The following is a 12,847-nucleotide window of genomic DNA, read 5'->3' on the forward strand; positions in this document are numbered from 1 at the left end:
AAATGCGTTTGAAAAAATCAAGGATGACGGCACTGACGCTGGCCGCGACACCGTTGCTGGCGCAGGCGGATAACGCCCGGGACTGGCAGAACCTGCCGACCGACCTGAACATGGTGTTCGGCTATTACAACCGCATCGACACCAACACGCCGATCGACACCGCGCTGCCGATTGATGGCCTGTCCTTGAACGCCGACCTGTACATCGCCCGTTACGCCCGCTCGTTCGCGGTGGACGGGCGCAACAGCGCGATCCAGATCCTGCAACCCTACGCCGACATCTCCGCGTCGTTCGATAACGCGCAGTTCTTCGATGGCACCAAGCACAACGGCGGCATGGCTGACACCCAGTTCGTGCTGGTGCACAACCTGTTCGGCGGCCCGGCGCTGACCAAGGAAGAGTTCGCCAACTGGACCCCGGAAACCTTTCTCACCGGCGCCTTGTGGATCACCGCGCCCACCGGGGATTACGACAAGGACCGGATCATCAACATCGGTTCCAACCGCTGGGCGTTCAAACCGGAAATCGCCTTCGGCACGCCCATCGGCCCGACCTGGTTGGAGTTCAACACCTACGTGTCGATGTACGGCGACAACAACGACTACCACGGCGACGGCAAGCTCGAGCAAAAACCGCTTTACGCCATCGAAACCCACTACAGCTACACCATCAACCGCGCGTTATGGGCCTCGTTGGACGCCACCTATAACCGCGGCGGCGAAACCAAAATCAATGGCGACTGGCAGGACAACAAACAGGAAAACGGCCTGTTCGGCGCCAGCCTCGGCTTCATGTTGTCGCCGCAGTTCGGCGGGATGCTCGCTTACTCGGACACGGTGTCGGAGCGCACCGGCTCGCCGGACGTGAACACCTGGACCTTGCGCCTGCAATACGCCTGGTAACCGAGCGCCATTGGAATTTCCGTTTGTCATTCATTCCGGTCATTCCGACCTTTATGTTTTGAGCGAGGGACAGCCATGACCGCACTCACTGATTTGAACGCCCTGCAAGCCAGCATCGCCGAAGCCGTGCTCGGCCAGGATCAGGTGATCCGCCAGATTCTCCTGGGTCTCTTAGCCAACGGCCATTTGCTCCTGGAAAGCCTGCCCGGCCTGGCCAAGACCCGCACGGTCAAGGCCTTGGCCAAGCACCTGGACGCGAAGATGAGTCGCATCCAGTTCACCCCGGACCTGCTGCCGTCAGACATCACCGGCGCCGAGGTGCTGCACCAGGTCGAAGGCCAGCATGAAATCCGCTTCCAGCCCGGGCCGCTGTTCGGCAATTTGATCCTCGCCGATGAGATCAACCGCGCCCCGGCCAAGGTTCAGGCGGCCTTGCTGGAAGCCATGGAAGAACGGCAGATCACCGTGGCCGGCAACAGCCATGTGCTGCCCGAATTGTTCATCGTGGTGGCGACGCAAAACCCGATTGAACAGGAAGGTACTTACCCGCTGCCGGAAGCGCAGATGGACCGTTTCCTGATGAAAGTGCTGCTGGATTACCCCAGTGCAGAAAATGAAAGCCAAGTGCTGCGACTGCTGCGCGAAGAGGAGTTTGCCCTGGGCGCCAAAACCGCTGCGGTGCCGGGTTTTGCGCTGTCGCAAGAGGTGATCTTTGCGGCACGTCGTGAGGTCAGCGGCATTCATGTGTCCCCTGCCATCGACACCTACCTGATCGACCTGATCAACGCCACCCGCCACCCGGCGGATTACGACGCCGACCTCGGACGCTGGATCGCCATCGGCGCCAGCCCTCGCGGCGGCATTGGCCTGGACCGTTGCGCCCGCGCCGACGCTTGGCTGCAAGGGCAGGATTTCGTCTCGCCGGACAACGTGCGCGCGGTGGTGCACCCGGTGCTGCGTCATCGCCTGCAATTGAGCTATGACGCGGTGGCTGACGGCGTGACGGCGGATCAAGTGCTCGACCGTTTGCTCGATAAAGTGGCGATTCCTGCATGAACGAGGACGGGCTGGTCTATGTCTCTCTCGCGCAGTTGATGGCGCTGGAGTTCAAGGCCCGTGACCTGAGTTCTCTCGCGCGCCAGCCCCAGGGCAGCATCCTCGCCGGCAACCACGCCTCGCGCCTGCGTGGCCGTGGCTTGAATTTCGATGAGCTGCGCCGCTATCAGCCGGGCGACGACTTGCGCCACCTCGATTGGCGCGCGTCCCTGCGCACTGGCAAACCGGTGGTGCGCACGTTTACCGAAGAGCGCGACCGCCCGGCACTGATTCTGGTGGATCAGCGCATGTCAATGTTCTTTGGCTCGCAACGCAGCTTCAAATCCGCCATTGCCGCTGAGCTCGGTACGTTGGCAGCGTGGATGGTGTTCAACGCGGGGGATCGGGTCGGTGGTCTGGTGTTCAACGATCAACGCATCGACAGCATCGCCCCGCTGCGCAGTCGCAAACGCATCGAAGCGCTGTGCAGCCGCATCGCCCGGCAGAATCAGGAATTGAACGCCGCCAACCCCGACTTTGAGGATGAAGACCAGCTCGATAAAGTCTTGCAGCATTGCCTCGCGGTGGCTGGTCACGATCATTTGATCTGCATCGTCAGTGACTTTGCCGGGGCCGGCGAACGCACCTTGAAACTGATGCGGCAACTGGCGGCTCACAACGATGTGATCGCCATGCAGGTTTACGACCCGTTGGCACTGAACCTGCCGAAGAACGGGCGCTTGCTGGTGACCCAAGGCCAATTGCAGGTGGAACTGGCGGTGGAACAGCGGCGGGTGCATGAGCCGCTGGGGGATTTCCTGAGTGGCCGGCTCAAGGATGTCGCCACCCTGCTGCGCCGCAGCCAGGTGCCGCTGATGATGTTCAGCACCGCCACACCAGCCCACGAACAATTGCGCGCAGAACTGGGCAAGCTCAGCGGCGGACGCAGATGAATCCGAATATCCCGAGCATTGATCAACTCAAGGAGTTGGGATTGCCCGCACCTGTCAGTTACGCCCCGCAGACCTGGGGTTGGTGGGTGTTGCTCGGATTGCTGGGGGTGGCGGTGTTGCTGGTGAGTGCGCGCAAGGTTTGGCAATGGCGGCGGGATCGGTATCGGCGGGATGGGTTGGTGCGGTTGGCGGAATTGCAGCGGCGTAGTGATGACCTCAGTGCGTTGCGCGAACTGCCTGAACTACTGAAGAGAGTGGCCCTATCCATCCCCAATCCCGTAGGAGCGAGGCTTGCCCGCGAAGGCCGTTACGCGGTCCCCCTGAAAAACCGCGTCATCCTTCATCGCGGGCAAGCCTTGCTCCTACAGGGGGTTGGTGCGCTGTCTGGTGAGGAGTGGCAAGCCTTTTTGGAGCGGCATAGCCCGAAACCTTTACCCGCAGATTTCAGTCAACACCTCGCCCAATTGGCCTATGCCCCCGACGCGACATTGCTGGCGCTACCGAACGAACACCGCCAACACCTGTTCGCCACCTGCAAACTCTGGGTGGAGCATCATCATGTGGCAGCTTGATTACCCCTGGCTGTTACTCCTGCTGCCGTTGCCATGGTTCGGTTACCGCTACCTGCCCGCCTACCGCGAGGCCCGCAGCGCGGTGCGCGTACCGTTTTTCGCCGCGATGAGCCGCGTGGTCGGCCAGGCGCCGAGTGCGCCGGGTAGCCGCCGCAATGGCTGGCAATTGCTGTTGAATCTGCTGGTCTGGACGTTGTTGCTGGTAGCCGTGGCGCGCCCGGTCTTCGTGGAAAAACCCATCGAGCGCCAGCAACCGGTGCGTGACTTGATGCTCGCCATCGACATTTCCCAGTCCATGGAAACCACCGACTTCACCGATGCCAACGGCCAGAAGATCAATCGCCTGGCCGCCGTCAAAGAGGTGGTCCATGGCTTTATCGACAAGCGCAAAGAAGATCGACTGGGCCTGATCGTGTTCGGCAGCGGCGCTTATCTGCAAGCGCCGCTGACCCTCGATCACGCCAGCCTGTCGCTGTTGCTGGACGACACCGGGATTGGCATGGCCGGGCCCAACACCGCCATCGGCGATGCCATCGGCCTGAGCCTGAAACTGCTGGATCAGGCCCACGAACAAGAAAAAGTGCTGATCCTGCTCACCGACGGCAACGACACCAGCAGCGCCATCACCCCGGACCACGCGGCGGCCATGGCGGCGGCCAAAGGCGTGGTGATTCACACAATCGGCATCGGCGACCCGACGGCCGAAGGCGAAGCCAAGGTCAACCTGCAAGGCTTGCAGCAAATCGCCGAGGCCACCGGTGGCCAGTTCTTCCGCGCCGAGGACCGCACGGCGCTGGATCAGGTCTACAGCACCCTCGACAAACTCACCCCGCACCAGGTGAAAACCCTCAGCCATCAGCCCAAACGCGATCTGTTCTGGTGGCCGCTGGGGGCTGCGCTTGCATTGCTGGCGCTTTATCACCTGGGCGCCCTGCTGCGTCCGCGCCTGTCGATAGCCCGTCAGCGGCAGGAGGCCTGAGATGGAGATCAATCTCAGCGACTTCCATTTCCTGCGCCCGTTGTGGCTGTTGCTGGCGCTGTTCGGCGTGTTGCTGCCGCTGCTGTGGCGCCGTAGCCACGACTTGCAGCGACGTTTGCGTGGCAATATCGCCGAGCATTTGCTGCCGCATTTGCTGATTACGCCGCAAGATCAACAGCGTCTGCGCCCGGCGCATCTGCTGTGCGCGCTGTTGATCCTTGGTGCTCTTGCCGCTGCGGGTCCGACCTGGGAACAGGATCGCCCGGACTTTCTGGAAAACCGCGCGCCGCTGATCATCGCCATCGACCTGTCGCCGTCCATGGACGCCAGCGACGTGCCGCCGAGTCGCCTCGAAGCGGCGAAACACAAACTCCACGACCTGATCCAGCGCCGCGCCGGGGCTCGCAGTGGTTTGATTGCCTATGCCGGCAGCGCGCATCTGGTATTGCCGCCCACCGACGATCCGGCGTTGCTCGACACCTTTATCCAGGCGCTGAGCACTGACCTGATCGTCAAGTCCGGGAAAAACGTCGGCGCGGTGATCGAGCAAGCCAAACGCCTGCTGGCCGCCGAAAAAACTCCGGGCACGTTGTTGCTGATCACCGACGGCGCCGACACCGCGCAACTGAGCGGTCTCGACAAGCTGCTGGATGACAGCCCGTTGCAAGTGCTGATCCTCGCCGTCGGCAATGAAGACGGCGGCATCATCCACGATGCCAGCGGCCAGCCGCGCACCGACAGCAACGGTCGCCCGACTCTGGGCAGTTTCGATCAAGCCGCACTCAAGCAATTGGCCTCGGCGCTGGATGCGCCATTGGGCAGCCTGACGCTGAATAACGATGATCTGGACTGGGTTGAGCTGCACGCCCGGCAGCATTTCCAGAGCGCCAGTGACGAACAACGGGAACTGCACTGGAAAGACGCCGGTTATTGGCTGTGCTGGCCATTACTGCTGATCGCTTTTTTCAGCGTGCGCAAGGGTTGGAGCCTGAACTGGATGGCCGGTTTGCTGCTGGCGCTGGGCATCGGTTTGCAACCGACCACCGCCGAAGCCAATGCCCTGACCGATGCGTTTTTTACCAAGGACCAGCAAGGTCGCTGGGCCTTCGAGCATGAGCATCTGCCCCAGGCAGCGGCGCTATTCGTCGACCCGTACTGGAAAGGCATCGCCGCCTATCACGCCGCTGATTACGACCTGGCGCTGGCGAGTTTTGCGCGGATGCAAACGCCTCAAGCGTATTTCTATCTGGGCAACATTTATGTGAAGCGTTTCAAGTTCGATCAGGCGATTGCGGCGTACACCCAGGCGTTGAAATTGCAGGCGCAATTCCCGGAAGCCACGGCCAACCTGGCGCTGGCCGTTGCCTTGCAGAAAGACACCGACAGCGCCGAGCAGAACGCGCCGGAGACCAAGCCGGACGACATCAAAATGGACAAGGCCCCGGGCAAGGGCCAGAGCAAAGCGGTGCAGACCGAACAGGCAGCGTCGGATGAGCTTTGGTTGCAGAACCTGACGACATCGCCGGCGAAGTTCTTGAGGCAGAAGTTCAGTTTGCAGGATCAGCCATGACCCTTCGAAACCGAGTCGCGGCCATCGCGAGCAAGCTCGCTCCCACACTGGATCTGCGCACACCACAAATCCCCTGTGGGAGCGAGCTTGCTCGCGATGAGGCCCGCCCAGTCACCAAAAAACTCTGCACCCTGCTCCTCTGCCTGATCAGCACCCACACCCTGGCCGCCGAACTCCAGATCCAGTCCCGCCTGCAACCCACCGATTCAATCATGGTCGGCAGCCTCATCGAACTCCAACTCGACATCCTCACCGACACCTGGTTCACCGACGCCCCAACCCTGCCCGACCTCAAGCTCAACGGCGCTCTGGTCATGCCCCCCAACGGCCACGCGCAGCACCTGAACCAGACCCTCGACGGCAAATCTTTCAGCGGCATGCGCTACAGCTACCTGATCGCCCCGAACCTGGCCCAGGGTTTCGACATACCGGCGCTGACCGTACGCGCCACGCCTGCGCAAGCCAGCGCGGAACTGAGCGCCCAGAGCCAGCCGCTGCACTTTAGCGCCGCCCAACCGCCGGGGTTCCAGGCCGGCGAAGCGGTGTTGGTGGCCAGCGGTCTGCGTTTCACCCAACAGGTTTTCAACTCGGCAACACCGTTGAAGGTCGGCGACAGCCTCACCCGGCAACTGACCCTGCAAGCCGACGGTGCCCTGGCGATGTCGCTGCCGGTACCGACATTGGCCGACGTCACGGGTCTGAGCCGTTACCCGAAAGCCCCGCAGGTCACTTCCCTGGACGACGGTCGCGGCAACTTCAACGGTGGCCAGCGCATCGACACCGTGACTTACCGGATCGACACCGAAGGCAACCACACCCTACCCGCCATCGAGGTGAAATGGTGGGATGCCAGCAGCCAACAGACCCGCACCGCCCAAGTGCCAGCCATTACGTTTGCAGCGACGGCCAACAGCGCTTATCGCCCGGTGTTCTCCATCACAGAAGACCTGAAGAAACTCGGCCAACAAAGCCGCGTGCACCTCTCAGGGCATTGGCTGGGGCTTATCGCGCTGCTGTTGATCGTGGCGCTGCTCGGCTACTTCGCACGCCCGTTGATCCAGCAATCAAGACTGCGCTGGCAAGCTCGGCGCCAGGCAAAACACGCCGCATGGCTGCAATCGGCCGACTACGCCTGGCAGCAAATCCCGGCACAAATCGACGGCAAACCCGCGCAATTGAGCGCGTTATACCTGTGGCTCCGGCGCAGCCACCAGGGCCTGAAGCTGACCCACCTCGGGCCACGCCTGCAAACCCTGTTGCGCGCCTGTTACGGCCGCCAACCGACCGAAGATCAGGCCCTGCGCCAGCTCAAGCAATCCTTGGCTACTCTGCATAGTCAGGCTCAGCATCACCGGGCCCCGGCGCCTCCCGCGTTACGGCCACTCAACCCCGTCCACGAGAAGGAATTCCCATGACGAACCCGCTGTTGATCCGCCACCGCTACGGGCTGATCCTGCTGCTGACCCTGGCCCTGCCGCTACTGGTGCAGGCCAACGAGCCGCTGCCTTCGTGGAACGACGGCCCGGCGAAAAACAGCATCATCGAATTCGTCCAGGCCGTCACCGATCAAAGCAGCAAGGACTTCGTCAAACCCGCCGAACGCATCGCCGTGTTCGACAACGATGGCACCTTGTGGAGCGAACAACCGGCGTATTTCGAGTTGCTGTTCGCCTTCGACGAGGTCAAGCGCACCGCGCCGCAGCACCCGGAATGGACAACCACCCAGCCCTTCAAAGCCGTGCTGGAAAACGATCACAAAGCCTTGGCCGCTGCCGGTATGGATGGGATTCTGAAAATCTTCGGCGCCACCCACACCGGCATGACCACCGCAGCCTTCGATGACGACGCCAAGACCTGGCTGAGCCAGGCCAAACATCCGAAAACCGGCAAGCCCTACACCGAGATGATCTTCCAGCCGATGCTGGAAATGCTCGACTACCTGCGCAGCCAGCAATTCAAGACCTACATCGTTTCCGGTGGCGACACCGCGTTCATGCGCGCCTTCGCCGAGCAGGTCTATGGCATCCCGCCGGAGCAAGTGATCGGCACCACATTCGTCACCGCGTTCCAGCTCAAGGACGGACAGCCATCGATCCTGCGCACCGCCAAACTGGCGCACAACGATGACGGCCCGGGCAAACCGGAAAGCATCGACGCGGCGATTGGCCGCCGCCCGATCCTCGCATTCGGCAACTCCGACGGCGACCTGCAAATGCTGCAGTGGACCGCCGCCGGAACCGGCAAGCGCTTCATGGGCCTGGTGCATCACACCGACGCCAAACGCGAATGGGCCTACGACCGCCAATCCCCGGTGGGCAAGCTCGACAAGGCCCTCGACGAAGCAAAATCCCGTGGCTGGACTATCGTGGACATGGCTGCCGAATGGCGCCGGGTCTACCCGTTCGAGGCCGCCACAGCCGAGCAAGTGCAATAACAAAAGCGTGACGAAGGACTGAATCAAACGTTTGTCGCTTGAGGCGACGCAAGTGAGCAAAAGGAGCAAGTCAGATGACTCGCATACGCAAGTGGCTACCGAAACTTGCCCTGGTGGCAGCCTCGGTCATGGCGATTTCGGCGACTGCCGGGGCCGCTGAAAAACCCAACATTCTCGTGATCTTCGGCGACGACATCGGCCAGACCAACATCAGCGCCTATTCCATGGGCGTGGTCGGGTACAAAACTCCGAACATCGACCGGATTGCCAAGGAAGGCATGATGTTCACCGACTACTACGCGGAGAACAGTTGCACCGCAGGACGGTCATCCTTCATCACCGGCCAGACGCCACTGCGTACCGGCCTGTCGAAAGTCGGCATTCCGGGTGCCCCGGTGGGCCTGCAAAAACGCGACATCACCATCGCCCAGGCGCTGAAAGGCCTCGGCTATAACACCGGCCAGTTCGGCAAGAACCACTTGGGCGACCGGGATGAATACCTGCCGACCAACCATGGTTTCGACGAGTTCTTCGGCAACCTGTACCACCTCAACGCCGAAGAAGAACCGGAGCGCCCGTACTGGCCCAAGGATGACCCTGAGTTCGTCAAGTCGAACACCCCGCGCGGGGTGATCCACAGCTTCGCCGACGGCAAGATCGAGGACACCGGCGCGCTGACCACCAAGCGCATGGAAACCATCGACGACGAAACCACGGCGGCCGCGCAGGCGTTCATCGAGAAACAGGCCAAGGCGGACAAACCGTTCTTCGTCTGGATGAACACCACGCGCATGCACGTGTTCACCCACGTGCGTGATTCGATGAAGGGCCAGAGCGGCATGCCCGGCAACGAATACGCGGACGGCATGCTTGAGCACGACGGTGACGTCGGCAAACTGCTGAAAACCCTCGACGACCTGAAAATCGCCGACAACACCATTGTCGTCTACACCACCGACAACGGGCCGAACCAGTTCTCCTGGCCGGACGCGGCGACTACGCCGTTCCGTAACGAGAAAAACTCCAACTGGGAAGGCGCTTATCGCGTGCCGGCGATTATTCGTTGGCCGGGCAAGGTCAAGGCCGGCGAAGTCTCCAACGAGATGTTCTCGGGCATGGACTGGTTCCCGACGCTGCTCGCGGCGGCTGGCGACGCCCAGGTCAAAGACAAACTGCTCAAAGGCTGGGCACCGACCGCTGGCGGCACCAACTTCAAAGTGCACCTCGACGGCTATAACCAACTGCCGTACCTGACCGGCCAACAGCCTAAAGGCGAGCGCAAGGAGTTCTACTACTTCAACGATGACGGGGTGCTGGTTTCCATGCGCTTCGACAATTGGAAAGTGGTGTTCTGTGAGCAGCGCCAACCGGGTGGGTTCAGGGTCTGGAGCGAACCGTTCGTGTGCCTGCGAGTACCGAAAATCCTCAACCTGCGGATGGACCCGTATGAACGGGCCGACGTGGTGTCGGATCAGTTCTACGACTGGAACACTAAAAACGTTTACCTGGCTGGCGTTGCGGTGACCAAATCTGCGGAGTTCTTGCAGACGTTCATCGAGTATCCACCGAGCCAGAGACCGGCGAGCTTCAGCATTGACCAGATCCGTGCTGCGGTAGATGCCAAAATCGCAGAAAAAATGAAAGCGGCACCGGCTGCACAGTAAGACGCTGGACCGCCGCTCGCCTTCATCGGCGGGCGGCCTTATTTTTTTGAATCTGATCGTTCCCACGCGCAGCAAAGGAATGCAGCCCGGGTCGCTCCGCGTCCCAATGGAACGCAGAGCGTCCCTAGAGGCATTCCCACGCAGAGCGTGGGAACGATCATGCACAAGGCACCCCGCAATGTCCTCACGCGTCGCCAGCAAGTCGTCGGCCATACCCACACCTCACACAGCCGCCCCGGCGCTGTTGATCCCTGCCCTGCTGCTGTTCGTCTCCGGCGCCGCCGCGCTGGTGTATCAGGTGCTCTGGATCAAGCAACTGTCACTGGTAGTCGGCGTTGAGGTCTATGCCATCACCACCGGCATCAGCGCGTTTTTCGCCGGGCTGGCCTTGGGTGGCTTGTTGTTCGGGCGCTGGGCGGATCGTTTGCAGCAGCCGGTGTTGCTGTATGCCGGGCTGGAAGTGTTGGTGGCCGTGATTGGTGTCGGCGCGACGTTTGCCATGAGCCTGGCCGCCAGTCCCTTCGCCTGGCTGGATCAGCATGTCGGTCTGCTGGCCTGGGTGTTGCCGTTTGCGCTGGTGGGCCTTCCAGCGTTGCTGATGGGCGGCACGTTGCCGGTGTTAGTGCGCTCGTTGGCCGCCGATCCGCAGCAATTGGGCAAGGCCGGCGGCCAGTTGTATGCCGCCAACACCGCCGGGGCCATCGCCGGCACCCTGCTCGCCGCGTTTGTGCTGATCGCAACCCTCGGCGTGCGCGGCAGTGCTCTGGCGGCGGCAATGCTGAACCTGCTGGCCGCTGCCGGTGCGCTGTGGTTTCAGCGTCACCGTTCGACACCGCTCGCAGCACCCGCGAAGCATCACGCGGATAAAGCCCCGGATCGCCTGGCGTTGTGGCTGTATTCCATCGCTGGCGGCGTGGCCCTGGGTTACGAAGTGGTTTGGTCGCAATCCATCGTGCAGTTCATGAGTACCCGCACCTACGCGTTTGCCGTGGTGCTGGCGACGTACCTCACCGGGCTGTTTTTCGGTAGCGCGCTGCTGGCCCGTCGGGTCGAGCGCATTCGCGATCCCTGGGGCATGTTCGGGTTGCTGATTGCCGGTGCCGGGTTAATCGCCCTGTTGGAAATCGCCCTGCTCGGCCGCTGGCTGATCGTCGCTCAAAGCGTGGCCGAAGCCTGGGTGTTGTCGTTGGGCGCCAGCGAACTGCTGGGAATGAGCACGCGGTTTGCGGTGGCGGCGCTGAGCATTGTGTTTGTGCCGACCCTGCTGCTGGGCGCGGCGTTTCCCTTGGCCTTGCGCTTGAGCGTTGGCCGCCAGCGCATTGGCCAGGACGTCGGCGCGGTGGTGGCGTTCAACACCCTTGGCGGGATTGTCGGGGTGATGCTCTGCGGCTTCGTGCTGATCCCGTTGCTGGGCTTGGTGCGGACCCTCGGTTTGCTGGCGATGGTCGCCGCCGGGATCGGTTATTTCGCGGTGCGCAAAGGTCACCATGTGAAGAAAGGTCGGCGCCAGGGCGTGGTGGCGATTGGTTTGTTGTCCGTGGCATTGGCGATATTCACCCCGGTCAACAAACTCGCGAGCCTGCTTCCCGGCGCCCGCAACGCGACCCTGGCCTTCTACGAAGAAGGACGCGGCGGCACCGTGGCGGTGGTCACCCAGGGCAAAGGTGAGAAGGCCTTTCAGCGCTTGTACATCCAGGGCGTCTCCAATACCGGCGACGCCATGCCGTCCCTGCGCTACATGCGCATCCAGGCGCTGTTGCCGCTGCTGATCCACAACGGCGAACCGCGCTCGGCGCTGGTGATCGGTTTCGGCACCGGCATCACCGCTGGCGCCCTGACCCGTTATCCGGGGCTGGAGCACCGGGTGGTCGCCGAGTTGCTGCCGTCGGTGGTTAAAGCCGCGCCGCTGTTCAAGGGCAACTTCAATGCCGCCAGCGATCCGGGCGTCGATGTGCGCTTGCGCGATGGCCGCCAGGAACTGCTGCGCAACCCGCAGACGTACGACCTGATCACCCTCGAACCACCACCGCCCTCCGCCGCCGGGGTGGTGAATCTGTATTCCCGGGACTTCTACCAATTAGCTGCCAGTCGCCTGGAGAAAAATGGCCTGGTCGCCCAATGGCTGCCGCTGCCGACCCAGAACATCGACGACTCGCGCTCGCTGGTGCGCAGCTTCCTTGATGTCTACCCCTACGCCACCCTGTGGACCAGCGAGTTCCACGAAATGCTGCTGGTGGGCTCGATGGAGCCGATTGAGCTGGACGCGGCGAAAATCACCCAACGCTTCCAGCAGGACAGCGTTCGCAGCACCTTGCAGGATGTGGGGATTGGCTCGGCTGCGGCGTTGCTTGCGACCTGGGTGACTGATCGCGCAGGACTTGAACGTTTTGCTGCGGACGCACAACCGGTGACCGACGATCAGCCGCGAATCGAGTACGCGCCGTGGGTACGCGCCAAGGAAATCAGCCGCGTATTACCCGCGCTGCTGGACTTGCATGTCGCGCCACCCCTGGTGAATGCCGATGCGGGATTCAATGAGCGAATGAACGCCCATCGCCAGCGCTTGATGCAGTTTTATCGGGCGAGTTTGCATGCCTATGACGGGGACCGGGATGCCTGGGCGCGGGATATTGGCGAGGTGATGCGTGGGGATGGGGGGAATCCGTATTACCGGTGGTTTGTCGGGCAGTGATGTGGCGCTTGTGAGCCCGCCATCGCGGGCAAGCCTCGCTCCTACA

At 62.2% G+C, this 12,847-nt stretch carries 10 protein-coding genes; all 10 read left to right on the forward strand.

The features are described from left to right. Positions 1-2: 2 nt before the first annotated feature. The 10 genes from BK667_RS16420 to BK667_RS16465 all read left to right on the forward strand — a co-directional run bounded on the left by BK667_RS16420 (position 3) and on the right by BK667_RS16465 (position 12,801). Positions 3-902, forward strand: a complete 900-nt coding sequence (locus BK667_RS16420; RefSeq protein ID WP_123598259.1) for a transporter — start codon at positions 3-5, stop codon at positions 900-902. A gap of 75 nt (positions 903-977) precedes the next feature. After that, positions 978-1,958: an AAA family ATPase gene (locus BK667_RS16425; protein ID WP_123598260.1), complete on the forward strand. Its 981-nt coding sequence runs from the start codon at positions 978-980 to the stop codon at positions 1,956-1,958. Next, entirely contained in the window at positions 1,955-2,890 is a 936-nt protein-coding gene (locus BK667_RS16430) for a DUF58 domain-containing protein (RefSeq protein WP_123598261.1), read from the forward strand. The genes BK667_RS16425 and BK667_RS16430 overlap by 4 nt, the downstream gene beginning before the upstream one ends. Then, positions 2,887-3,462, forward strand: a complete 576-nt coding sequence (locus BK667_RS16435) for a DUF4381 domain-containing protein (RefSeq protein ID WP_123598262.1) — start codon at positions 2,887-2,889, stop codon at positions 3,460-3,462. Before BK667_RS16430 ends, BK667_RS16435 begins: the two co-directional genes overlap by 4 nt. Then, on the forward strand, positions 3,449-4,441 hold the full coding sequence (locus tag BK667_RS16440) for a vWA domain-containing protein (protein WP_123598263.1): 993 nt from the start codon (positions 3,449-3,451) through the stop codon (positions 4,439-4,441). The genes BK667_RS16435 and BK667_RS16440 overlap by 14 nt, the downstream gene beginning before the upstream one ends. Before the next feature lies 1 nt (position 4,442). Beyond that, positions 4,443-6,011, forward strand: coding sequence for a VWA domain-containing protein (locus BK667_RS16445; RefSeq protein ID WP_123598264.1), 1,569 nt, complete (start codon positions 4,443-4,445; stop codon positions 6,009-6,011). Then, complete coding sequence (locus BK667_RS16450; protein WP_123598265.1) at positions 6,008-7,426, forward strand: BatD family protein; 1,419 nt, start codon at positions 6,008-6,010, stop codon at positions 7,424-7,426. The genes BK667_RS16445 and BK667_RS16450 overlap by 4 nt, the downstream gene beginning before the upstream one ends. Next, positions 7,423-8,445 carry an HAD family hydrolase gene (locus tag BK667_RS16455; protein WP_123598266.1) on the forward strand — a complete coding sequence of 341 codons (1,023 nt, stop codon included), beginning with the start codon at positions 7,423-7,425 and terminating at the stop codon, positions 8,443-8,445. The genes BK667_RS16450 and BK667_RS16455 overlap by 4 nt, the downstream gene beginning before the upstream one ends. 74 nt (positions 8,446-8,519) lie before the next feature. Next, complete coding sequence (locus BK667_RS16460; protein ID WP_123598267.1) at positions 8,520-10,109, forward strand: arylsulfatase; 1,590 nt, start codon at positions 8,520-8,522, stop codon at positions 10,107-10,109. Between the two features lie 178 nt (positions 10,110-10,287). Next, positions 10,288-12,801 (forward strand): fused MFS/spermidine synthase, encoded by a 2,514-nt coding sequence (locus BK667_RS16465; protein ID WP_123598268.1) that lies wholly within the window; start codon positions 10,288-10,290, stop codon positions 12,799-12,801. The last annotated feature ends 46 nt before the right edge of the window (positions 12,802-12,847 follow it).

Origin of the sequence: Pseudomonas frederiksbergensis (genome assembly GCF_003732705.1) — a bacterium.
Classification (GTDB): Bacteria; Pseudomonadota; Gammaproteobacteria; order Pseudomonadales; family Pseudomonadaceae; genus Aquipseudomonas; species Aquipseudomonas frederiksbergensis_F.